Genomic DNA, 24440 nt, shown 5'->3' with positions numbered 1-24440 from the left:
GGTGTAATCCTTTAAGTCCATTTAGAAGTAAACTCGAGCGTAAGCGTAGGCATCTTGCGCCGCCTCGCCGGCATTCATTTCAAGCGTGATGACGCTTGAGCGGGTAGGCTTATAATTCACGCCCAATGTGCCCCAAGTACGGGAGTTACCCCAGTTGTTTTCCTCGTTTTCATCCCATACTTCACTACTGCGATCCCACTTCTCATACTCTTCGTAATTGTAAGAGGCCGTGAACTCCCACTGCTTGGTGAAGATGTACTTTGCAGAAACCAGTGCGCCTTTGTTTTCTTGCTTTTGGTAATCGTTATACACTTTGATCACGTTTTCAGGGTCGGTGTTGTCAGTGGTGGTATCATCCAGTGCGATGTCCTCCTCTTCATAGAAGGCATTAACACCCAAGTGAATCGCATCATTTAGCGCGTAACGCATACCGAAACCGAAAAGGCGCTGTTCACCATATTTCGAGAGACCGTCTGAACCGCCGCGGCCCTCAAAACCGGCCACAGCGGAGAAGCTATCCCCAAAGTAACCAAGGTAGCCATTGACGATATCACCGAGCTCTGAACCAGATGATGACTCGCCACCATAGGTGTAGGACGCGCCCACTTTAATCACATCAAAATAATAACCTTCATACTTGATGGTCGTATCTTGGTCACCGGCTTCACCAGTTTCGACTGTGGTGTCGAAGGTGAAGTCCCCCCATTTGTCATAATCATCAAACGCAGTATCCGCGAGGCCCACCTCGAGATAATGGTTAGGTAAAATATCGTAACCAAGAAACACCTTATCAATGGCCAGCACCATATCTCCGGTGCCGTATTTCCAATTTTCTCTTTCGTAATCAAGCTCTAAGCGATAGTGAATTTTGTCTTTCTTGCCTTTTACACCCATGGTGGCAAACGAATCATCAATAAAACTCTGATCAGTGTAAAACTCACCATAATTATAATTTGCACCAATATGCCCACCGACACCCACTTCGCCATACAGCTTGAGGAAGTCTCCATTTTCTTCTTTATATATGGTCGCAGCATTCACCGCAGACGCTACAAATAGCGAAGAGATCGCTATCGCCACTGCATTTCTTTTCAGCATTGTTATGTCCTTTATCTACTTGAAAATGTGATCTAACGGTTAAACCTTGCTTTGGTCACGGCTCATCTACAATTGGAAGTGGTGAATCGGTCGCAGTTCGCTCTAACTTATAAAGCAAGATCACGATTTATCTAAACTTGGCTTTATCGAGATAAATATCTCTTTTTAATGAAATTAATAAAGGTGCGTGCATTCTGAGTGCGATTCCTTTCACAAACATTTACTGGTTATTATGAATACACCGATACATCCAACACATATTGTTATTGGTAAAATTAACAAGGACATAACAGCATTATTTTTAGAGTTAAAACTCTGTTTTAGAGTGAGGGATATGCTATGAGAATCTGAATGAAAGATGCTTGGTATACGCATAAAAAAACCCTCGCCAAGGCGAGGGTTAGGAATGACAATGTCGTTATTCTTTAGGAGAGGTGCTGTTATGGCCGAGCCACAAAACCGACTGCTTTGTATGCTTTTTTCAGCGTTTCAGCGGCACGAGCTGAGGCCTTTTCCGCACCTTGCTTCATTACGGCATCCATGTAAGCGCGATCAGCACGGATACGGTGATATTCTGCTTGAATTGGCTCCAGCATAGCAACAATCGCTTCGCCTACATCTTTCTTAAACGGACCATACATTTCAACGCCTTTGTACTTCGCTTCGATGTCTTCAAAGCTCATACCTGTCGCCGCAGAGTAAAGACCCATTAGGTTGGCAATACCCGCTTTGTTCTCGATGTCATGATGGATGCTCGGTGGGGTTTCGGTATCGGTTTGTGCCTTATTGATCTTCTTGATGATTGACTTTGGCTCTTCAAGCAATGTGATCACATTCTTACGGTTGTCATCTGACTTCGACATTTTCTTCACCGCATCTTGAAGGCTCATAACGCGTGCATTTACCGTAGGAATGTACGGCTCTGGCACAGTGAAGATCGGGCTTTCTGGCGCGTAGATATTATTGAAGCGCGTTGCTATATCCCGAGCAAGCTCAAGGTGTTGTTTCTGGTCGCTACCGACAGGTACTTGGTGCGCGCCGTATGACAATATATCTGCCGCCATGAGTACAGGGTAATCAAACAGACCCACATTGACGTCGTTCGCGTAACGCGCCGATTTGTCTTTGAACTGGGTCATACGGCTCAATTCACCCATTTGGGTGTAACAGTTAAGAAGCCAACCTAGTTGAGCATGCTCTGGTACGTGTGACTGAACAAATAGCGTGCTCTTCTTCGGGTCAACACCAACAGCTAAACAGATCGCCAGTGCGTCTAGTGTCGCTTCATGCAGAGCTTGAGGATCCTGACGAACCGTAATCGCATGAAGGTCTACCACACAGTAGTGGCAATCATAATCGTCTTGCATCTGATGCCATTGACGTAGAGCACCCAAGTAGTTACCGATACTTAGTTCACCTGACGGTTGAACACCACTCAATACAATGGGCTTGCTCATTAGAATGATTCCTTTGACTTCTTAACCTAATTAAAATGAAAAAACCGTGCGATCGTTAGCGCACGGTTCACTCAGTGTACTCATTAACAAGTATTTTGGAAGATCTTTTGTTGTCGTTATACAGAAACGGCGACGACTTCCAATAATTCCGCTAATCGGTTCGCCACAACATCTGGACTCGAGACTGCAATTGGCTCACCATGGTTGTAACCGTAAGTTAAACCAAATGAAGCGCAGCCAGCGTTTTTCGCTGCCAGAATGTCGTTTTTTGAATCCCCAACCATCAGCATTTCAGTGGGTTTTACCTGATGTTTTTGCATTAACCAGTTTAACGCGACTGGATTTGGTTTTTTCTCAGGAAATGCATCACCACCCAGCACATCGACAAAATATTTTGCGATGTCATGTTGCTCTAAAATTTCTGGAACAAACTTCGATGGTTTATTCGTGACAATCGCCATGATAAAACCCGCTTGATGCAACTCTTCTAACGTCTCTTTTACCGTTGGGTAAAGGTGGCTTAGCTTATGGCCGCTTTGCTTGTAGTATTCATCAAACAATGTACGAGCCTTGGCTCGTAGTTCGTCATTCAAGTCATCGTTGACGGTCATGCTTTGGCTTAGTGCTCGGCCAATCAGTACATCTGCACCATTCCCAACATAGTCGCGCACTTGCTCTTCAGATACCGAAGGGTAACCAAGAGCTTGCACAGTTTGGTCTGCTGCTACTGTCAAATCTGGCACGCTGTCTAGTAGCGTGCCATCCAAGTCAAAAGCAATCAGTTTAATCTCTTGTTGCATCGAAAATTCCCTAGCAAAAATAACAAAGGATGGTTTCCCACCCTATGGGCTTAATCTTTGATGCCACTCAGTGTCAAACTCAGCGACGTCTGGCTTTGCTCGCCTTATTTGGTTGCCAAACGCTGGCGAACCGATTCAAACAAACAGATACCAGATGCAACGGATACGTTCAAGCTTGATACGCTGCCGACCATTGGGATCTTGATCAGATCATCACAGGTTTCACGAGTCAGACGACGCATGCCGTCACCTTCTGCACCCATAACGATCGCCAGTGGCCCCGTGAGTTTGGCTTGATAAATATCGTGTGTCGCTTCACCTGCCGTGCCAGCAAACCAAATCCCTTTTTCTTGTAACGTTCGCATCGTGCGCGCAAGGTTAGTAACACGGACCAATGGTACGACTTCGGCTGCACCACATGCCACTTTGCTGACGGTCGCATTCATTGGTGCCGAGCGATCTTTCGGGACGATGATCGCGGCCACACCGGCTGCATCGGCATTACGCAAACAAGCTCCGAGGTTATGTGGATCAGTGACCCCATCAAGAACCAACAGTAATGGCGATTCATGCTGTGCTAGGATGTCATCAATGTCATTTTCGTTCAGCTGTTTTGCTGGTTTTACGCGAGCAATAATACCTTGGTGATTGGCACCACGTGCTTTGTCGTCCAATGTTTTGCGCGTCATTTGCTGAATAGAAACGCCACACACCTGAAGATCATTCAGGATTGGCATCAGGCGATCGTCTTGACGGCCCTTAAGGACAAATGCTTCGATAAAACGCTCTGGTTCGCGCTCCAATACCGCCTTCACTGCGTGAATGCCGTAGATAAATTCGTTACTCATTATTTAACCTGTTGTTCTGGTCATATCGCCTACGCCAGCCGAGTTTGAACTGAGCTGGCGCTTCAGCCTACTGCACTTCTTTTTTAGGGCGCTTGGTTTTCTTCGGCTTACTGTGTGGCTTTTTCTTGTTCGTTTTTTTCACCTTAGGCTTTTTTTTGCCTTCAGCGTCGTCACGTTTACCTGCCGCTCCCGTTTCTTCCGGACGTTTGGTTGGCTCAATCGCTGGGATGGCACGCGTAGCCCCTGCTTCTTTCGATGAAGAACGCGTCGCTGTGCGTTTTTTCTCTTTGGCTTTGCGCTTTGCGTCCGCTGCTCGCTTCTTCGCCGTCTTCCCTTCGCCGCGTAGCTTACGACTTGTTTCAGTCAATTCAAAGTCAATTTTCTTATCATCGAGGTTAACGGCCAGTACTTTAACTTTTACTGCATCACCCAGACGATAGATATTACCGAAGCTTTCACCGATAAGTCGTTGCCCAATAGGATCAAACTGATAGTAGTCATTCGCGAGTGCCGAAATATGCACCAAACCATCAATGTGGAGATCGGTCAAACGCACGAAAAAACCAAAACTGGTGACGTTCGCAATTACCCCGTCGAGTTCGTCACCAACGTGATCTTGCATGTATTCACATTTCAACCAATCGGCCACATCACGAGTCGCATCATCGGCGCGGCGTTCGGTCATCGAGCATTGTTCACCGTAAAAGTTCATGTCATCAAACGAGTAATGATAGCCACCCGTTGGTGTCCAGCGATCTTGATTTCGCCCTTCTTGTTTCGCGATGAGGTATTTAATCGCGCGATGAAGTAATAAGTCAGGGTAGCGACGGATTGGCGACGTAAAGTGCGCGTAACGCTTGAGTGCCAAACCAAAGTGACCCACGTTATCAGCACTGTACATCGCTTGCTTCATCGAACGTAATAGCATGGTTTGGATCAGCTCTTGGTCTTGACGTCCAGAGATTTGACGCGCGAGATCCGCATAATCCGTTGGCGAGGGTTCTAATCCACCTTTGAGATCCAAACCAAGCTCGCTCAAAAAGTCACGGAAACCTTGTAAGCGCAATTCGCCTGGAGATTCATGAATACGATATAACGCCGGCTCTTTGGCTTTCTCGACCAGCGATGCAGAGGCAATGTTCGCCATGATCATACACTCTTCGATGATCTTGTGCGCATCATTGCGAATGACTGGCTCAATACTTTCAATTTTACGCTCGGCATTGAAAATAAACTTAGTTTCAACCGTTTCAAATTCAATCGCGCCGCGCTGATCACGTGCCTCTTTCAGCACTTTGTACATGTTGTGTAGCTCTTCCAAGTGCGAAACAACTGGCTGATAGCGTTGACGAAGCTCTTCGTTACCTTCAAGAATGCCACTGACTTTGTTGTACGTCAGACGAGCGTGCGAGTTCATCACTGCTTCATAATGCTTGTAGCCAGATAGTTTCCCTGTGTCAGAAATCGTCATCTCACACACCATACACAAGCGATCCACTTGTGGGTTAAGTGAACATAAACCGTTGGAAAGCACTTCCGGTAACATTGGCACCACTTGCGATGGGAAATATACCGAGTTACCACGATTAATTGCTTCTTTATCTAGCGCAGAGTCTGGGCGCACGTAGTAACTGACGTCAGCAATCGCGACCCAAAGCCGCCAACCGCCATCTTTGTTCTTCTCACAGTAAACGGCATCATCAAAATCTCGTGCGTCTTCCCCATCAATCGTCACCAGTGGCAATTCACGTAGATCCACACGACCCTCTTTGGCTTCCTCTGGCACTTCTTCGCCCAAGTTTGCGATTTGTTTATCGACGGCTTCTGGCCACTCGTGAGGAATTTGGTGGGTACGAATCGCAATTTGCGTTTCCATCCCTGGCGCCATATTTTCACCCAGAACTTCAACCACTTTACCCATCATGCCGCGTGAACGAGAGCCCCGATCAGTAATTTCAATCACGACCACATTACCCATGCGTGCACCTGCTTTGTGCTCATTTGGGATCAGAATATCTTGGCTAATACGCGAGTCATCAGGCACAACATATGAGTAGCCGTATTCTAAAAAGAAACGACCCACAATCTGAGTGTTGCGTTCTTCCAGTACTCGTACCAATCGCCCCTCGCGACGCCCACGTTTGCTGTTGTCTGTCGGTTGAGCAAGAACAAAGTCACCGTGAATGATGTTTTTCATCTGATGATGCGGTAACAGAATGTCATTATCCTTGCCGACGCTGCCTTCTGGACGCACCCAACCGTGGCCATCTTTATGACCAATCACGTAACCTTTTACCATTTCAAGTTTTTCAGGCAATGCGTAGCACTGACGGCGGGTAAACACCAGTTGGCCATCTCGTTCCATCGCACGCAGCCGGCGACGCAACCCTTCGTATTGCTCTTCGCCCTCAAGCTTTAGTGCCTCAAACAAGTCGTTGCGATTCATCGGAACGCCCGCTTGCTCCAGAAACTCGATGATAAACTCTCGGCTTGGAATTGGATTTTCGTAATTTTTAGATTCACGATCCGCAAAAGGATCGTTTGGGATATTGTCTGACATAGGCACGCCTATCTAGCAAGGAAGGTATAGAGTTAGTATATCTGAGTCTCTCGATAAGCTACAGAATTGCTTTGAAAAAAGAATGATCGCGCTCGACTCTAAGTCCCCTAATCAACTAAGGACGAGCCAGTAGGATCAAAAGTTCCGAATTATCACTAAGTAGGGATTCTATTGTACTGTCATCTAGCTCCGCGAGAAAAGCGCGTTTCGCTTTGGCTAGCTTGTCTTTGAGTCGACATGCTGGCGTAATATGGCAAAAATCTATCCCACAGTTAACGAGCTCTAACGGTTCCAAATCACGCACCACACCTCCTACCGTTATCTCCGATGCGGGCTTCATAAGCCGAATACCGCCGTTCTTACCACGCACCGTGTGGACGTACCCTAACTGCCCTAAACGGTTGATAACTTTAACCATATGGTTACGAGAAACACCAAATAAATCCGTCACTTCCGTAATATTGGTTAACTCATCTTTTGGTAATGAAGCCAAGAAAATCAAGGTTCTTAACGCGTAATCAGTGAAGCTAGTTAACTGCATATTCTCTCCCAAAGTACGACCCGATAACTCACCACCGTGAGTAAAACGGCGAACTGAGGTTATCAATAAAGTGTAAATCTTTTCTTGATCGAAAGATACATTTGAGATACAACTTTAAACATACATTATAAATACAAGTTTAAACAGGAACTCCTTATGCTCAGCAATCAAACCATTGAAATAGTCAAAGCGACCGCACCACTTATCGTAGAAACGGGGCCAAAACTGACCGCTCACTTTTATGATCGTATGTTTGCTCACAACCCCGAGTTAAAAGATATTTTCAATATGAGTAACCAGCGCAATGGTGATCAACGAGAGGCATTGTTCAACGCGATCTGCGCGTATGCTGCGAACATTGAAAACTTACCGGCCCTGCTTGGCGCGGTAGAAAAAATAGCCCATAAACACACCAGCTTTTTGATCACCGAAGGTCAATATCAAATCGTGGGTCAGCATCTGCTTGCCACTATTGATGAGTTGCTTAACCCAGGTCAAGACGTATTGGATGCGTGGGCAGAAGCATACGGCGTGTTGGCAAATGTATTTATTCAGCGCGAAGAACAGATTTATCAGGTTAATGAAGCCGTAGAAGGCGGCTGGCGTGGTCTACGTGAATTTGAATTGGTTGGCAAGCAAGCCGAGAGCGAGCACATTTGCAGTTTTGTGTTTAAGCCTATCGACGGGAAAAAAGTGACGACGTTTAAACCGGGGCAATATTTAGGTATCTACATCAATAGCGACCAATTAGAAAACCAAGAAATTCGCCAGTACAGTCTGTCCTCCGCTCCACAAGACAATACTTACCGTATCTCTGTTAAGCGAGAGCAAGGTGGCAAAGTATCCAACTACCTGCACGATGCATTGCAAATTGGCGATAACGTTAAACTCGCTCCTCCTGCCGGTGACTTCTTTATGGATGTTGAACCGCAAACGCCAGTGGTTCTGATTTCTGGGGGTGTTGGACTAACGCCAACGCTTGCTATGCTGGAAAGCCTTACCGATCATCAAGCTCCCGTCACTTGGATACACGCAACAGAAAATGGGCAACAACATGCGTTTAAGCAACACGTAACCCAATTAATCGATTCAAAAGAAAACATGAACGCATTTGTTTGGTACAACCAACCAACGGCAGAAGATAAACTGGGTGAAGATTTCCACTTCACTGGCTTTGTGAATTTGCATGAAATTGAAGCAGCACTTAAGCAAAACAATGTGCAGGTTTATTTCTGCGGACCTGTTGGGTTTATGCAGCACGTAGCGAAGCAGTTACTTGATCTAAACGTACCGCAAGCGCAATTCCATTACGAATGCTTCGGTCCACACAAAGTGATATAGCGTACGCTGGTTTATCAGTAAAACAACCAAGCCCACATGATGTGGGCTTGGTTGTATGAAGTGACCATGTTTTACCGAGGAGTTCTACCAGAAGGTGTCGCGTCGTTTCGCTCGCGCAATAATATTCTGAGGCATACGCTGCTCAAGACCATTTCTTAACACACGAATACGTTTGTGTTGTCTTTTATCTGCTGTAACCGAATTATATAACCAACGATAAGCATCTTCATAATCAAGCGGACTGCCGTAATCACGCAGGAGTAACTCTGCAAGATGAATACGCGCATTCAAATTTCCCATCGAGGCTGCCTCTCGTAAATATGGAATTGCACGTTCTTTGTCTTGCTGCACTAAGGTACCACGTGAGTAATATCGACCTATCTGCTCCAGCGCCGCTGGCAAACCTTGGTGTGCGGCGTTTTCCATATAGTAAAGCCCGAGCTCTACGTCTTGCTCAATACACACACCCCACGCCAACATATCTCCGTACAGAAACTCATAAGCGGGTAGGCTAATTCGAGTCGCACGAGCAACGATATCCTCAACCAACTGGCAGTTATCTGCGCGCACACGTTGTAAATGCTTATTTTGCTCAATAAGCTTTATCAGCTCTGCTTCAGTGTAGATAGGGACTGGCGCACCTACATCAGCAACATTGGCGTTCGCAGTCGTGGCAACCAACGTCATTAACAGTGAAGCAGCCACTGTTCGTAACTTCATAAACGTACTCTTTAAGGTATCTCAGAAACCAAAGATCGACGAAGGATCTCCTCTGCTCGATAACCTTATCGGCAAAGGTCAGCGAAGCTTTAGACAATTCTTGCCTCTTGTTTAAGCTTAACGGCAACAATTTGCCGTGTTACGTATATTTTTTCACCTACTCACACACAAAAAAAGCCGACTATCAAAGTCGGCTTTACAATCTCTAACGAGTATCAATTACGATTCGAATGGGTGAACCTTAATAATAGTTTCGTTACGGTCAGGGCCTGTTGAAACAATATCTACTGGTACGCCTGTCAGCTCTTCAATGCGCTTGATATAGTTTAGAGCCGCTTGTGGTAGCTCTTCTAATGTCTTAGCGCCGAATGTGTTCTCAGACCAACCTGGCATGGTTTCGTAAATTGGCGTTGCTTTATCGAATGCTTCAGCAGCCATTGGAGAAACTTGCAGTACAGAGCCGTCTTCCATCTTGTAACCAGTACAGATTTTTAGCTCTTCTAGGCCATCGAGTACGTCTAATTTGGTTAGACAGAAGCCCGTGATAGAGTTAATTTGGATAGCGCGACGCATCGCAACCGCATCAAACCAACCAGTACGACGTAGGCGACCTGTGGTAGCACCAAACTCATGGCCAACGTCGCCTAGATGCTTACCAATTGGATCTTGCTTATCGAGACCATCATATAGCTCAGTTGGGAAAGGGCCAGAGCCTACTCGTGTACAGTATGCTTTTGCGATGCCGAGGATGTAGCCAAGGTAACGAGGGCCGAAACCAGAACCTGGGGCAACACCACCAGCAGTCGTGTTAGAAGACGTTACGTACGGGTAAGTACCGTGGTCAATATCCAGCAGTGTACCTTGCGCACCTTCGAACATGATCTTGTCGCCACGCTTACGTGCTGCGTCTAATTCGTCAGTTACATCGATAACCATTGAAGTCAATAACTCAGCGTAGCCTTTGGCTTGCTCAAGCACCTCTTCGTAGCTTACTGGATCAACTTTATAGAAATTAACCAATTGGAAGTTATGGAACTCCATGACTTCTTTTAGCTTCTCTGCGAAGGCATCCATATCGAATAGATCGCCAACGCGTAGACCACGACGAGCAACTTTATCTTCGTATGCTGGACCAATACCACGGCCTGTTGTACCGATGGCCTTTTTACCGCGAGCGATTTCGCGAGCTTGGTCCATTGCAACGTGATAAGGCAGAATTAGCGGACATGCTTCAGAAATGAAAAGACGCTCGCGTACAGGAATACCGCGCTCTTCAAGAGGTTTCATTTCTTTAAGTAGAGCTTCAGGCGACAGTACGACACCGTTACCGATAACACATTTTACGTTATCGCGAAGGATACCTGATGGAATTAAGTGAAGAACGGTTTTTTCACCGTCAATTACGAGAGTGTGACCTGCGTTGTGACCGCCTTGGTAGCGTACCACGTATTTTGCATCTTCAGTTAAAAGGTCTACGATTTTACCTTTACCTTCGTCACCCCATTGGGTGCCTAGAACGACTACGTTATTTCCCATCTTTCCAAGTCTGATTGCTAGTTAAAAATGGATTCTAGCACCGAATTACGCTTCTTGCAGTCATTTTTGTTCACAGAGATGTGAGCAGAATGTAATCTTGCTACCTTATATATTTTGAAGTCAGTGTATCATTGCTAGTATTTCATTTTCTTTATTCAACTAGGAACCTGTATGTCTGAGTCCATATGGCTAGCTATTGGGCTAGTACTGATAGTTGAAGGGATTGGCCCTCTCATCGCGCCCAACGGATGGCGAAACATGGTGGCTCAGTTAAGCGAACAACCCAATAATCAATTGCGTCGCATCGGTGGCTGCCTTGTGGTTGCAGGAGCAGTGATCGCCGTCATGATGAGCTAATGAGCTTGCCAATAAGATGTTATTGACAAATAAAAAAGGCTCCATCAAGGAGCCTTTTGTTTAATTAGACACGGCGATCACTTCGCGGCCCCACCTTTCGACTGGTTCATGTACTGGAAGAACTCACTGTTCGGGTCCAATACAAGAATGTCACTCTTCGAACTGAAGGATTTCTCATACGCTCTCAACGAACGTAGGAAGCTAAAGAACTCAGGGTCCTTATTGTAAGCTTCTGCGTAAATCTTCGCTGCTTCTGCATCTGCCCCACCTCGTGTCACACGAGCTGTTTTATCGGCTTCCGCCAAAATCGTTGCAACTTCCAGCTCAGCCTGCGCACGAATCACTTCCGCCTTCTCACGACCTTGAGAACGGTGCTTACGCGCTACTGACTCACGCTCCGCGCGCATACGACGATAAATTGACTCACTGATTTCATCAGGAAGGTTGATTTTCTTCATCCGGAAATCAACAACGCGAACACCCAAGTCTTTCATCGCACTTTGGCGAGTGTCTTTCAACACTTCAGACATGATTAGGTCACGCTCACCATCAATCTCCAGCGCTTGACGTGCCGCTTCAGTTGCCACGACATCGGCGCTTGCATCTTCTGGGAGTACAGCATCGTTACGTGGACCAGAAACAATTTGCTTGATTTCACGAGCACCGATTTCAGAACGAAGCACGTCCGTTACTTTACGCTCAAGAAGTGCTTCTGCCGTTAGCGAGTTACCACCACCGGTTGCTAGATAGTAACGACCAAAATCGTCGATACGCCATTTTACATAGGTATCAATGATTACGTCTTTTTTCTCTGACGTTACAAAACGGTCTGCACGACCATCCATTGTTTGAATACGCGCATCCAGTTGTTTCACACGGTCAAACAAAGGCATCTTGAAATGCAAACCAGGATCATAAATTCGAGTGATATCGTTGTTGTCTTTAAGAACACGACCAAATCGAACCACAATACCGCGCTCACCTTCAGGAATCACAAACAGAGACATCAATAACAATGCCAGTGCGATTACCAATACAGGGATCATTAACTTACGCATTCTTAGTATCTCCCTTGACGTGAACCAGTTGAACGAGGCTGCGTGTCCGAAGTATCTTGTGGTTGTGGGCGCTCAGACTCTAGTTGGATGTGATCGTAAGCTGAAGACGACTTCGATTTACGTTTGGTGTCGGTTTGACCTGCTTGACCTGCCAACTTATCAATTGGAAGGTACAGTAGATTACCGCTTGATTTAGAGTCAATCAGCACTTTCGAGGTGCTTGAGTAGACTTCTTCCATCGAGTCAATGTACAGACGGTCACGCGTTACACCAGGCGCGGCTAGGTATTCTGGTAGTAGTTTTTCAAACTGCGCTACCTGACCAAGTGCTTCGTTAGTTACACGTTCGTTATAACCTTGCGCTTCTTTCTTCAAACGCTCAGCACGACCTGTTGCTTTCGGCAAAATCTCGTTTTTATATGCTTCTGCTTCACGGATGAAACGCTCTTCATCCTCACGCGCTGCAATAGCATCATCAAACGCATCTTTCACTTGCTCTGGTGGACGTGCAGACTGGAAGTTCACGTCAACAAGCACCAGCCCCATATCATAACTATCAATGATTTGGTTCAGTGTTTCTTGTGTAGTTTGACGAATTTGCTGACGACCACTGGTTAGGATGCTATCCATCAATGAGTCACCGATTACTGCACGAAGTGCAGAATCCGTCGCCTGACGTAAACTGTCGTCAGCATTAGTTACACGGTACAAGTATTTGTATGGGTCCGTAACACGGTACTGAACATCCATCCCAACCGTTACTACGTTTTCATCTTTAGTCAGCATCAGACCAGATGCACGTAGCGAACGAATCGCTTGCACATTTACCGCTTCATATTCATCAATAAAACGAGGACGCCAGTTAAGGCCAGGGTCAACGAGACGATCGTATTTACCTAAACGCAGTACAACACCACGCTCTGCTTCACCGATAGTGTAAAAACCAGCAAAGACCCAAACTGCAACAGCAATCAGAGCAATCACACCGAAGCCAATTGCACTACCACCACCGCCGCCGATTGGAGAACCACCGCCACCTTTTTTACCAAACTTGCCGCCCAGCTTTTGACTCAGTTTATTGAACACTTCATCTAAGTCTGGCGGTCCTTGATCTCGGCCACCAGGACGCTGGCCACCACGATTATCATTACCCCAAGGGTCTTTATCGCGGCCATTGTTGCCGTTATTATTTCCAGGCTCATTCCACGCCATTAGAAAGCTCCATCATTTGATATGACGTTATACTGTAGCAGTCCTTTAAGTGACTATAAAGCCAGTCAAAACTGCCCCTTCTCTTTTTTCAAGTCTAGACCAATCTACTTGCTGCATTCGAATATCGATCAGCAAGTTACCATCCGGGTCATATTCTTCACGTTGGATACACTTCATTTGAAAGAAGGTACTACGTAATCGTCCTTGAGACTGTGGAGGAATTCGCAACTGATACTCAACCATTTGGGACGCTAAACGTTCGGTCAGTGCCTCAAATAGCAGATCAATGCCTACTCCTTCCATTGCTGAAACCCAAACTGCACGAGGCACGCCTTCCTCATCTCGCTCTATACGCGGTTTCTGCGAATCTAGATTGTCGATTTTGTTCATGACGACTAGCGTCGGCACTTCGTGTGCGTCGATCTCTTCCAGCACTTCATGAACAGCTTGAATATTCTCACGAAAACGCTCGTCACTGGCATCAACAACATGTAACAAAATGTCAGCTTCTTGCGTTTCCTGCAAGGTTGCTTTGAAGGCAGCAACCAAATCGTGAGGCAAATGTCGAATAAAACCAACCGTGTCTGCCAGTATGGCAGGGCCAACATCCGCTAATTCGATCTTACGTAAAGTCGGGTCCAAAGTAGCAAATAGTTGATCCGCGGCATACACGCCAGCTTCTGTTATACGGTTGAAGAGTGTCGACTTACCCGCGTTGGTGTAACCCACGAGAGAAACCGTTGGGATTTCAGCTCGATTTCGGGCACGGCGTCCTTGTTCACGCTGCTTGGATACTTTATCTAAGCGGCGCAGGATGGCTTTGATTCTGTCACGCAATAGGCGACGGTCGGTTTCCAGCTGGGTTTCACCCGGCCCACGTAAACCAATACCACCTTTCTGCCTTTCAAGGTGTGTCCAACCACGAATCAAACGACTAGATATGTGACGAAGTTGAGCCAGCTCTACCTGTAGCTTACCTTCGTGTGTTCGAGCTCGTTGAGCAAAGATATCGAGAATAAGACCAGTGCGGTCGAGAACTCGACATTGGCACAGTGCTTCGAGGTTGCGTTCTTGGGCAGGAGAGAGGGCGTGATTAAAAATCACAATTTCGGCACCCGTCGATTGCACCGCAGTAGCAATTTCTTGGGCCTTACCCTCTCCGACATAGTATTTCGGGTGTGGGGATTGACGACTACCAGTCACAACTTGTAGCGCCTCTACCCCAGCAGAAGAAACCAGCATTTCGAGCTCAGCCAGATCTTCCCACTCACCTTCTTGCGTGAAGTTGATATGAACAAGTACGGCTCGCTCACCGGATTCATAACGGTCAAACAAGCAATCAACTCCTTATTTTAAAAATACTCGATGAAAAATTAATCTTCTGTTTTCTCTTGTGGACGTTCACCTTGGCTACGTTCACCGCTGTGGTGGCTCACAGGACGAGCCGGCACAACTGTTGAGATCGCGTGCTTGTACACCATTTGATTAACTGTGTTCTTCAGCAGGATCACGAACTGATCGAATGACTCGATCTGACCTTGTAGCTTTATCCCGTTCACAAGGTAGATAGACACTGGGATACGCTCACGACGTAGAGCGTTTAGAAATGGGTCTTGTAAAGATTGCCCCTTAGCCATTTTTATTTTCCTTATTAATTTGTAGTTGTAATTATTTAGCTAGTGGTGCAATGCAAAAAATACTGCTTTTGCATCTGAGCTAAACGAATCAAAAATGCACTCTAAGTAATTAGCAGCATAGTATAAAAACTGCCAACAACAGATCCTTGGAGAGTGCATTCACGCAAAAACGATCACATTATACACAGCTATGTCAAACAGATGCTATTGCTTCTGACATCGTTTCCAATGCCTGTTCAATGCTCTCGCTATCCAACCAAGTTAAGTCATCCCAGCTGCGTAACCAGGTGATTTGACGCTTGGCCAATTGACGAGTCGCGCATACCCCACGAAACACTGCTTCGTCACGTGTACACTCCCCGTCTAAATACTCCCACATCTGCCGATAACCGACGCATCGTATTGAAGGAAGATCAGGGTGAAGATCTTCACGTGCATACAATGCTTTTATTTCATCTTCAAAACCCGCTTCCATCATCTTCTCGAAGCGCAACTCAATTCGGCGATGAAGTTCTGCCCTATCCTTGGGGGCTATTGCAAACTGTTTGACACGATACGGTAGGCTGTCACCTTTGGTTTGAGTCAACTCAGTCAAAGTTTTACCTGAAATACGAAAAACTTCCAATGCCCTAGACAAACGCTGCGGATCATTGGGGTGAATTCTCGCAGCTGACACAGGATCAACCTCTTTGAGTTCATCGTGCAACACTGACCAACCTTTAGTCAATGCTTCTTGTTCAATTTGCTGGCGAATATCAGGGTTTGCAGCCGGAAGTGGGGATAAGCCTTCAAGTAACGCCTTGTAATACAGCATCGTCCCACCGACAAGAAGTGGGATTTTTCCTTCTGCAACAATATCATCCATCGCCTGTAATGCATCTCGGCGAAAGTCCGCTACTGAGTAAGATTCGCTTGGGTCTAAGATATCAATCAAGCGATGAGGTGCTAAACTTAACTCTTTTTCGTCTGGCTTCGCCGTGCCGATGTCCATTCCCTTATATATCAAAGCAGAATCGACACTGATGATCTCAACAGGAAACTTTTGGCGAAGACGAATCGCAAGCTCTGTTTTGCCTGATGCAGTCGGCCCCATCAAAAAAAGAGCCAAAGGGAGTTTATCTGTCATGGTTTTAATTTGGCTATCGTGGCAGAGAAATCAACAATAGATACAAATTTCGTATCTTCTAATGGCAATTGACCATGCCTTAGCTGTTCAAGTTCCGCAATAATTTGAATCGCTTCGGAAAAAGTATAGTGGCTCTTCACCTTTGTGACCTGCAATGCCAGCCAATCGATCAACTCGGATAGCACCTGAGCCGTGGCTATCTCTTCCTTCACACAAGATTGCACGTAAGATAACAGATCTGGTATCAAATTTTGTAAGTTTTGTTGGCGTAAAGGGGCTGGAACCCCCATGATCATTAAGGCTTGCTCATTTCTAGCCTTCAGTTGAACTCCTAACAAAGCCAAATCTTGCTGGTAATCTTGAGCCAGCTTCACCAACTCGACATCCAACTTAATCGATAATGGCACCAGTAATGGCTGCGCCTTCAATGGCCCCTCACTTGGCGTTAGTTGCCCTTTTATACGATAAAACTCCGCTCGTGATAACGAGACTAAGGTCGCACCGCTGTCGCTACTCATCAATACGTACTGCTCTTCGACCATTGCCAACGCTTTACCCAATGCGTTTACTGGAGGTTGTTGAGCTTCACCACTGTAAGCAACTTCGGTTTTTTCAGCAGTCGTTTGAGGATGTGATTCCGGTGTTTTCAACAACTCATGATAGGCGCGAACTTCTTGCTTGTTTGGAGCAGACTCAATATGACGTGCTTGGTTTTGTGTTGGCGCTGGCTTGGATTCCACCCAGTCATTACGTTTGAATGATTCGGCAACGCGCGGCTCTCTTACCGAGGAGTCGGCCGATGTATGCGAGGCGGATTTCGATTCGTAATCGCGGCGTCCTGGATAAGCAGGCGTGTTGTCTATCGCTTGATAGACACGTTCCGGTACAGGCGTCGCCTCAGCTACAGGCACTTCTGAAGGCGAGTTAATATCTTGCGCAGGTTCAGCGTGATGGAACGCTGATTCGTTAACGTGTGGCTTTTCTATCACTGCGCTTTGCGCCAAGGCATCTGTGAGTGCTTGATAAATAAAATCATGCACTAAGCGAGCTTGATGGAAACGCACCTCATGCTTAGCAGGATGAACATTGACATCCACCTGATGCGGATCAAGCTCGATAAAGAGAACGTATGCGGCAAATTGATCCGGTTTTAAGCTGGTTTCGTAACTCTGACGAATCGCGTGATTGATCAGCTTGTCACGCATCATACGGCCATTGACATAACAGTACTGCAAATCGCTTTGCTGCCTTGCGCCATCTGGCGTTGTTATCCACCCATGTAGTTTTAAGCCTTGGTGTTCCAGCTCAACCCTCAACATATGGCGGACAAAGGCATTGCCACATACCGCCGCAATACGCTTCTCGGTTTGCGGCTGATTTTTCGCCGCACGGTATTGACGAATGATTTTACCGTTATGTCGCACATTGATGGTGGCATCAAAACGACTTAAAGCGATACGCTTGAGTAATTCATCAATATGAGCAAATTCAGTTTTCTCGGTACGAAGGAACTTACGACGAGCAGGCGTATTAAAAAATAAATCCAACACTTCGACAGTGGTGCCAATTGGGTGCGCGGCCGGCTGAAGTTTGACCTGCATATCTCGCCCTTCAGAGTAAGCACTCCAAGCCTCCTCTTGCGTCGCTGGTCGCGACGTGAGAGTCAAACGCGATACGGAGCTAATACTCGCTAACGCTTCCCCACGAAACCCTAAGCTCATGATCGCTTCGAGATCATCTAAGGTGTGTATCTTCGACGTTGCATGACGACTAAGTGCTAAGCCAAGCTCATCTTTCGTGATACCTTTGCCGTTATCGCGAACCCGAATAAGCTTAGCCCCCCCTTTCTCGATATCGATATCGATTCGAGTTGCACCTGAATCAAGGCTATTTTCAACCAGCTCTTTGATCACTGAGGCAGGTCTCTCGACCACTTCCCCTGCGGCTATTTGGTTTGCTAACCTCGCTGGCAAAATTTTAATCGTCATAATGACTTAAAAGCTCACTTACTTATTTGGAATGATCAAGAACTGCCCTACAGAAAGTTGGTCTGAGCGTAAGTTATTGGCTTTACGAATGCTTGAGACGCTGACTCCGTATTTAGCAGCTATCTTACCAAGATATTCACCTCGAGACACTTTGTGCTTACGAATCGGCTTGTCTTTGACTGCAACGGTAATTTTGAGCTTCTGTCCCACCCATAAGGTATCAGACTTCAAGTGGTTCTCACGCCGGATGTCAGATACTTTCACTTTATAATGGCTCGCAATTTTACCTAAGTACTCCCCAGGCTTAACCGTATGAGTAATGGTTTCTGTCTCAACCGTAATCGGTTTACTTGGCACCTTAATCGAGCCAGTCGAAGGAATTCTGAGTTTCTGACCTATTGCCAACCCTGTCGACTTCAATTTGTTTGCCGACATCAGCGCCTTTGAGCTAGTTCCATATTGATGCGCAATCACCGACAAAGATTCTCCGCGTTTAACTACGTGCACCAGCGGTTTCGCTGAAGGCGAAAATACCGTGCCTTCTGGTGGGTTCTTTTTCAAATATTGCACTACTGCCTTGGTGATCGCTTGGGCCAACTTATCCTGATGGGCTCGTTGGAAGAGCAATCGCTCTTCCGTAGGGTTGGAGATAAACCCTGTTTCCACCAGTACAGATGGAATTTGCGGAGAACGCAAGACCGCGAGACTGGTATTGATTGGCTTCGTATTGTGCAAGTGCGCAACGCGTCCCATTTCACCCAAAATCTCGGTCGCGAGGTTATAGCCTTCTTTCTTTGAATGGCTAAACTGCAGATCCAATAAGGTTTGGTTCACGTTACGATCTTTGGTCTTAGTGGCAAAGGCATTACCCGAACCACCTAACAATTCCGATTGCTTCTCATGATTTTCAACCCAGCGAGCAATCTCGGTGTTTGCACGGCGAGTGTTCAAAACGAAAACGGAACCTCCACGTGGCTTAGGAGACGTAAACGCATCTGCGTGAACGGAGATTAGCAAATGTGCGTCATTTTCCCGAGCAATCGCGACGCGACGATTCAAGTTAACAAAATAGTCCCCAGTACGAGTCATTCGGGTTTTGATTCCCGGCGTTGCATCAAGCTGAGCCGCTATTTTACGAGAGATACTTAATACCGCGTCCTTCTCATACTTACGACGAGACGGACCAATTGAACCGGGATCTTCACCACCATGACCGGGATCGATCACAATCAACACTTCTTGAGCACGTTGCACTGTACTCATGTTTTTACTGTTTGCAGATGCTTTACTCGCCTTGGAGGCCGATGTCGACTTTTTCTTACCGTGTGATAGATCAAGCACCAAACGATGGCCATATTGCCCTCCAGGTGTCGGACTTAATGTAAATAACTCTGCTTGAGCACTTCTTTTGAGCTCAAAGACCAAACGATACGTCCCCTTTTCTGGCGGAGTGCTTTTACGTACGAGCTTCAGGACAGGGCTATCAGAAACCGTGACTGGCAACTTCGCTTGCATCGTGGTGTTTTTCAGATCCACCACAAGGCGATCCGGTCCAGATAATGAGAAATAGGAATAGTCCGCTTCCGAGCCTAAATCGATGACAACACGGGTTTCATCTGGTGAAGGCCAAACTCGAAAGCTCTTAACGACGTTAGCAAATGCTAAGTTGGGGATGATAAGGAGAAAAGTGGCGACAAACGTCGCCACCACTCTAAAATTTAAAAAACTCAACATTGCTCCAATCGACTAAGTAACTGCATGCCATAATTATTGTTCGCGGTTAGTTCGGCAACACGCTGCTCACCTTGATAGCGAAGGTTCACATCAAGATCCGGCTGAGGCAGCAAACCATGCCCTTTTTCAGGCCATTCAACTAAACAAATGGCATCGTCAGTGAAGTAATCTCGAATACCCATAAACTCAAGCTCTTCAGGATCAGCAAGACGATAAAGATCGAAATGATAAACTTGCCACTTATCCAATTGATACGGTTCGACTAAGGTATAAGTCGGACTTTTTACATTACCTTGATGCCCAAGAGCACGGACAAAACCACGGCTGAAGGTCGTTTTACCCGCCCCCAAATCACCATGCAGATAGATCGTGGTTTGTTGAGAACAAAGGTGAGCCAATGCGGCACCCAGAGCTACCGTATCGTGTTCATCTTTTAAATTAAATTGTTTCGTGCTCATTGATGCTTCTCTAACTAATGATCGCTGACTATATAAAAATCAAAAGAACAGGGATAGTAAACCGTGTTGGTTTTGAGAGACAAGCTTTCAAATGTCATATGTGCGAAAAAAGTTGTATCACAATTGTATCTTAACCTCCGCAATATCAGTCTAGATGTATAATATACTTAAATAACTTCAAAATGCAGGATTCAAAGCGATGCCACCGACACGAGCTCAAGAAGAAAAGTGAAGTGCTGTGGCAAGCCCAAAAACGAACATAACTAGGTAGCACCAAAGCTAGAGATCCGTTAAGATCCGCCCCCATTTATTTTGGTGGTTAACATGAACAACGAACAACTCGCACAACAAATCAAAATTTGGGGAAAAGAGCTTGGCTTTCAAAAAGTCGGAATCTGCGATGTTGACCTTAGTGAGCATGAAGCCGCACTCCAGAAATGGCTCGACGCCGGTTATCACGGTTCGATGGACTGGATGGCTCGTCATGGAATGATGCGCGCCCGACCTTCGGAGCTGTTAGCAGGAACGATGCGCGTCATTAGCGTGCGGATGGACTATCTCCCACCAGAAGCACAGTTTGCATCCAATCTCGCGAATAAAAATCACGCTTACATTAGCCGTTATGCGCTAGGACGCGATTATCATAAACTGGTACGCAAACAGCTCAGCAAGTTGGGGAAATTAATCGAACAAGAGGTTGGTCAATATGGTTACCGCCCTTTTGTTGATTCCGCCCCGATATTAGAACGTCCTCTTGCCCAAAAAGCCGGGCTAGGCTGGACAGGTAAGCACTCTCTCATTTTAGATAAAGAATGTGGCTCGTGGTTCTTCTTAGGTGAACTTCTGATTGATCTGCCGCTACCAGTGGACGAACCCAGTACCGACCAGTGTGGGAAATGCACAGCGTGTATTACATCATGCCCAACTCAAGCGATCGTTGAAGACAAAGTCGTCGATGCAAGACGCTGCATTTCTTATCTGACGATTGAGTTTAATGGGGTTATCCCAGAAGAATTTCGCAAACCTATCGGTAACCGAATCTATGGTTGTGATGATTGCCAGCTGGTGTGTCCTTGGAATCGCTACGCCGATATAACCGAGCAACGTGATTTTCATCGCCGTGAAAGTGTCAGCAATCCTGACCTAGTTGCTATGTTTTACTGGGATGAAGTGACCTTTCTAAAAGCAATGGAAGGCTCTGCTATTCGTCGAATAGGACATTTACAGTGGCTACGTAATATTGCTGTCGCACTTGGCAATGCCGAATACAGTCAACGAGTCATTGATGCTCTGGAAACTCGGCAAGGTGAAAGTAAATTACTTGATGAACACATCGAATGGGCGCTTGCCCAGCAACTGAATCAGCTCCCTATTGAAGACAAAATATCTATAGAGACAAAGAAAAAGCGCTTAATCAGAATTATCGAGAAGGGCTTACCAAGAGACGCATAATGCGTAGCCTATATGCAAGAGATTGAAATGAATTTTGCATGATCAATTCATGACCTTGTTCTCAATTTTTAAATGTGGAAAAAATTTTGAGAATCAATAGAAAAGAACTTGTCGGGAAAAGTTAAACACATCTTGAATAAATGACTAGGATCAAAAAAACATAAGGTAATGATCCTATCGCAATACATCCGATCCGACGAAAAGCTTATTTTCTTTTTATTTAACAATGGGTTAAGCATTATTTCTTCATCATCGCCGTTATTTAATAACGAAAAGATCTTTCTCTCCCCCCAAAAAAAGTTACGCTAAAAACACTTTATCAACCAACTTATCCACAGAACGCCGTATGTGGATAACTCTGTTAATTAAAGTAGATAAAACACGCCAAACATCACTATGCTTATACGCCAACCGATTCATATCATGTTTTAAACACGAACAAAATCGTCCGACACCATATAATGCGGATTGAAACTTATTTTTAGGGATTGATGCTTCTCAGCATTATGAAAAGAGCGATGTGATTTGGTTGCGAGATGCCCATATAAATCAGGTCACGCATCCGGAGACGAAATGAAGATTAGAGAAACTGTAACCACGTAAATTATCGTCTTGAATTGGTTGCGGGGGCTGGATTTGAACCAACGACCTTCGGGTTATGAGCCCGACGAGCTACCAAACTGCTCCACCCCGCGTCCGTATTGTGTCACCGTTGGGTACGATGAAGACCTGACTTTCTGTAAAGAAAGAAACTGGAGCGACACACGAGGTTCGAACTCGTGACCTCAACCTTGGCAAGGTTGCGCTCTACCAACTGAGCTAGTGTCGCATATTAACAGCAATCGCTATTAATGAAATGTGGTTGCGGGGGCTGGATTTGAACCAACGACCTTCGGGTTATGAGCCCGACGAGCTACCAAACTGCTCCACCCCGCGTCCGTATTGTATCATCGTTAAGCACGATGAGGGCTATTACTTTCTAACGAAAGAAAGTGGAGCGACACACGAGGTTCGAACTCGTGACCTCAACCTTGGCAAGGTTGCGCTCTACCAACTGAGCTAGTGTCGCATATTAACAGCAATCGCTATTAATGAAATGTGGTTGCGGGGGCTGGATTTGAACCAACGACCTTCGGGTTATGAGCCCGACGAGCTACCAAACTGCTCCACCCCGCGTCCGTATTGTATCACCGTTAAGCACGATGAAGGCTATTACTTTCTAACGAAAGAAAGTGGAGCGACACACGAGGTTCGAACTCGTGACCTCAACCTTGGCAAGGTTGCGCTCTACCAACTGAGCTAGTGTCGCATATTAACAGCAATCGCTATTAATGAAATGTGGTTGCGGGGGCTGGATTTGAACCAACGACCTTCGGGTTATGAGCCCGACGAGCTACCAAACTGCTCCACCCCGCGTCCGTATTGTATCACCGTTAAGCACGATGAAGGCTATTACTTTCTAACGAAAGAAAGTGGAGCGACACACGAGGTTCGAACTCGTGACCTCAACCTTGGCAAGGTTGCGCTCTACCAACTGAGCTAGTGTCGCATATTAACAGCAATCGCTATTAATGAAATGTGGTTGCGGGGGCTGGATTTGAACCAACGACCTTCGGGTTATGAGCCCGACGAGCTACCAAACTGCTCCACCCCGCGTCCGTATTGTGTCACCGTTGGGTACGATGAAGACCTGACTTTCTGTAAAGAAAGAAACTGGAGCGACACACGAGGTTCGAACTCGTGACCTCAACCTTGGCAAGGTTGCGCTCTACCAACTGAGCTAGTGTCGCATCAACAACGTTTCCGCTGTTTAGGGCTGCGAATTATAAGAGCATTTTTTTGTGATGCAAGTCCTTCCTTCAAAAAAACTTTATTTTTTTACTGAACGATGAAAAAGCAACCAAAAGCAACACAAATACCTACACTTTGGATCGCAACCTTAACAGTTAAATCTTAAAAATGGTCTCTCGATAGTACTTAAGTTCCGCTATTGACTCCCGAATATCATCCAAAGCCAAGTGAGTGCCTTTTTTCGTGAAGCCATCTAAGATCTCTGGCTGCCAGCGACGAGCCAATTCTTTCAGAGTGCTCACATCAATATATCGATAGTGGAAATACTCTTCTAATTCTGGCATGTGCTTGTACAAGAAACGGCGATCTTGGCCAATACTATTGCCACAAATTGGAGAAGCTCCCTTCGGCACCCACTCTTCTAAAAACTGAATCGTTTGTTTTACGGCGTCTTGCTCTGAGGTTTTACTGTTGCGAACGCGCTCCACCAAACCACTTGCCGTATGCGTATTGGTACACCAGTCATCCATTTTGGCCAGCTCTGCCTCTGGCTGATGAACCGCCAATACTGGACCTTCAGCTAAAATATTCAGCTCACTGTCCGTGACAATAGAAGCAATTTCGATGATTTTATGCGTTTCAGGATCGAGCCCTGTCATTTCTAAATCAACCCAAATTAGGTTTTGATCATTAAAGGACATGGTTACGCCGCCTATTTGTTTATCGA

The 24440-nt window shown here is 46.0% G+C and carries 20 protein-coding genes and 10 tRNA genes; 3 read left to right on the top strand and 27 right to left on the bottom strand.

The genetic code is table 11. The annotated features are described in order from the left end of the window. Positions 1-21: 21 nt before the first annotated feature. The 6 genes from ATG66_RS06725 to nsrR form a co-directional block, all read right to left on the bottom strand. A complete protein-coding gene (locus tag ATG66_RS06725) occupies positions 22-1098 on the bottom strand; it encodes a hypothetical protein (RefSeq protein WP_098414607.1) in 1077 nt (358 codons plus the stop codon). Positions 1099-1538: 440 nt separating this feature from the next. After that, positions 1539-2555, bottom strand: coding sequence for a tryptophan--tRNA ligase (gene trpS, locus ATG66_RS06720; RefSeq protein ID WP_098414606.1), 1017 nt, complete (start codon positions 2553-2555; stop codon positions 1539-1541). A 116-nt stretch (positions 2556-2671) separates the two neighbouring features. Then, entirely contained in the window at positions 2672-3355 is a 684-nt protein-coding gene (locus ATG66_RS06715) for a phosphoglycolate phosphatase (protein WP_098414605.1), read from the bottom strand. 104 nt (positions 3356-3459) lie between these two features. Next, entirely contained in the window at positions 3460-4203 is a 744-nt protein-coding gene (rlmB, locus tag ATG66_RS06710; protein WP_098414604.1) for a 23S rRNA (guanosine(2251)-2'-O)-methyltransferase RlmB, read from the bottom strand. A gap of 67 nt (positions 4204-4270) precedes the next feature. Then, a complete protein-coding gene (rnr, locus tag ATG66_RS06705; protein ID WP_098414603.1) occupies positions 4271-6763 on the bottom strand; it encodes a ribonuclease R in 2493 nt (830 codons plus the stop codon). Between the two features lie 115 nt (positions 6764-6878). After that, a complete protein-coding gene (gene nsrR / locus ATG66_RS06700; RefSeq protein ID WP_098414602.1) occupies positions 6879-7304 on the bottom strand; it encodes a nitric oxide-sensing transcriptional repressor NsrR in 426 nt (141 codons plus the stop codon). Between the two features lie 156 nt (positions 7305-7460). On the opposite strand from nsrR, the gene hmpA reads away from it, so the two are divergent. Further along, positions 7461-8645 carry an NO-inducible flavohemoprotein gene (hmpA, locus tag ATG66_RS06695; protein ID WP_098414601.1) on the top strand — a complete coding sequence of 395 codons (1185 nt, stop codon included), beginning with the start codon at positions 7461-7463 and terminating at the stop codon, positions 8643-8645. 84 nt (positions 8646-8729) lie between these two features. Here the strand turns inward: hmpA and motX are convergent, their stop codons facing one another. Then, a complete protein-coding gene (gene motX, locus ATG66_RS06690) occupies positions 8730-9365 on the bottom strand; it encodes a flagellar protein MotX (RefSeq protein ID WP_098414600.1) in 636 nt (211 codons plus the stop codon). Positions 9366-9584: 219 nt separating this feature from the next. Beyond that, the gene (locus ATG66_RS06685; protein WP_098414599.1) at positions 9585-10901 is read right to left on the bottom strand and encodes an adenylosuccinate synthase; all 1317 of its coding nucleotides are present in this window, start codon (positions 10899-10901) and stop codon (positions 9585-9587) included. Between the two features lie 171 nt (positions 10902-11072). Between ATG66_RS06685 and ATG66_RS06680 the strand changes: the two genes are divergently transcribed. Then, positions 11073-11258: a DUF2065 domain-containing protein gene (locus ATG66_RS06680; protein ID WP_098414598.1), complete on the top strand. Its 186-nt coding sequence runs from the start codon at positions 11073-11075 to the stop codon at positions 11256-11258. 77 nt (positions 11259-11335) lie between these two features. On the opposite strand, the gene hflC is transcribed toward ATG66_RS06680, so the two are convergent. From hflC to tsaE, 8 genes are all read right to left on the bottom strand, one after another. Further along, positions 11336-12316 carry a protease modulator HflC gene (hflC, locus tag ATG66_RS06675; protein ID WP_098414597.1) on the bottom strand — a complete coding sequence of 327 codons (981 nt, stop codon included), beginning with the start codon at positions 12314-12316 and terminating at the stop codon, positions 11336-11338. Between the two features lie 2 nt (positions 12317-12318). Next, complete coding sequence (hflK, locus tag ATG66_RS06670) at positions 12319-13527, bottom strand: FtsH protease activity modulator HflK (protein ID WP_098414596.1); 1209 nt, start codon at positions 13525-13527, stop codon at positions 12319-12321. A gap of 45 nt (positions 13528-13572) precedes the next feature. Further along, complete coding sequence (gene hflX / locus ATG66_RS06665; protein ID WP_098414595.1) at positions 13573-14862, bottom strand: ribosome rescue GTPase HflX; 1290 nt, start codon at positions 14860-14862, stop codon at positions 13573-13575. 38 nt (positions 14863-14900) lie between these two features. Next, positions 14901-15164, bottom strand: coding sequence for an RNA chaperone Hfq (gene hfq / locus ATG66_RS06660; protein ID WP_098414594.1), 264 nt, complete (start codon positions 15162-15164; stop codon positions 14901-14903). A gap of 193 nt (positions 15165-15357) precedes the next feature. Next, positions 15358-16290, bottom strand: a complete 933-nt coding sequence (gene miaA / locus ATG66_RS06655) for a tRNA (adenosine(37)-N6)-dimethylallyltransferase MiaA (RefSeq protein WP_098414593.1) — start codon at positions 16288-16290, stop codon at positions 15358-15360. Beyond that, complete coding sequence (mutL, locus tag ATG66_RS06650) at positions 16287-18278, bottom strand: DNA mismatch repair endonuclease MutL (protein ID WP_098414592.1); 1992 nt, start codon at positions 18276-18278, stop codon at positions 16287-16289. The genes miaA and mutL overlap by 4 nt, the downstream gene beginning before the upstream one ends. An 18-nt stretch (positions 18279-18296) precedes the next feature. After that, positions 18297-20012, bottom strand: a complete 1716-nt coding sequence (locus tag ATG66_RS06645) for an N-acetylmuramoyl-L-alanine amidase (protein ID WP_098414591.1) — start codon at positions 20010-20012, stop codon at positions 18297-18299. After that, the gene (gene tsaE, locus ATG66_RS06640) at positions 20006-20470 is read right to left on the bottom strand and encodes a tRNA (adenosine(37)-N6)-threonylcarbamoyltransferase complex ATPase subunit type 1 TsaE (RefSeq protein ID WP_098414590.1); all 465 of its coding nucleotides are present in this window, start codon (positions 20468-20470) and stop codon (positions 20006-20008) included. Before tsaE ends, ATG66_RS06645 begins: the two co-directional genes overlap by 7 nt. Positions 20471-20794: 324 nt before the next feature. On the opposite strand from tsaE, the gene queG reads away from it, so the two are divergent. Next, entirely contained in the window at positions 20795-21922 is a 1128-nt protein-coding gene (queG, locus tag ATG66_RS06635; protein ID WP_098414589.1) for a tRNA epoxyqueuosine(34) reductase QueG, read from the top strand. Positions 21923-22540: 618 nt separating this feature from the next. On the opposite strand, the gene ATG66_RS06630 is transcribed toward queG, so the two are convergent. The 11 genes from ATG66_RS06630 to orn all read right to left on the bottom strand — a co-directional run bounded on the left by ATG66_RS06630 (position 22541) and on the right by orn (position 24414). Then, positions 22541-22617 (bottom strand) — tRNA-Met (locus ATG66_RS06630). 58 nt (positions 22618-22675) lie between these two features. Then, positions 22676-22751: transfer RNA gene (locus ATG66_RS06625), tRNA-Gly, on the bottom strand. A 30-nt stretch (positions 22752-22781) separates the two neighbouring features. Continuing rightward, positions 22782-22858 (bottom strand) — tRNA-Met (locus ATG66_RS06620). A 57-nt stretch (positions 22859-22915) separates the two neighbouring features. After that, a tRNA-Gly gene (locus ATG66_RS06615) sits at positions 22916-22991 on the bottom strand. Positions 22992-23021: 30 nt separating this feature from the next. Then, positions 23022-23098, bottom strand: a tRNA-Met gene (locus tag ATG66_RS06610). Between the two features lie 57 nt (positions 23099-23155). Further along, positions 23156-23231, bottom strand: a tRNA-Gly gene (locus ATG66_RS06605). A 30-nt stretch (positions 23232-23261) separates the two neighbouring features. Beyond that, positions 23262-23338: transfer RNA gene (locus ATG66_RS06600), tRNA-Met, on the bottom strand. A gap of 57 nt (positions 23339-23395) precedes the next feature. Then, positions 23396-23471 (bottom strand) — tRNA-Gly (locus tag ATG66_RS06595). A 30-nt stretch (positions 23472-23501) separates the two neighbouring features. After that, positions 23502-23578, bottom strand: a tRNA-Met gene (locus ATG66_RS06590). Positions 23579-23636: 58 nt separating this feature from the next. Next, positions 23637-23712, bottom strand: a tRNA-Gly gene (locus tag ATG66_RS06585). Positions 23713-23868: 156 nt separating this feature from the next. Beyond that, positions 23869-24414 carry an oligoribonuclease gene (gene orn / locus ATG66_RS06580; protein ID WP_098414588.1) on the bottom strand — a complete coding sequence of 182 codons (546 nt, stop codon included), beginning with the start codon at positions 24412-24414 and terminating at the stop codon, positions 23869-23871. Positions 24415-24440: the final 26 nt, after the last annotated feature.

It is taken from the genome of Vibrio sp. ES.051, assembly GCF_002563795.1.
Classification (GTDB): Bacteria; Pseudomonadota; Gammaproteobacteria; order Enterobacterales; family Vibrionaceae; genus Vibrio.
The sequence above is the reverse complement of the archived record's forward strand: the minus strand, read 5'-3'. Positions and strand labels throughout refer to the sequence as shown.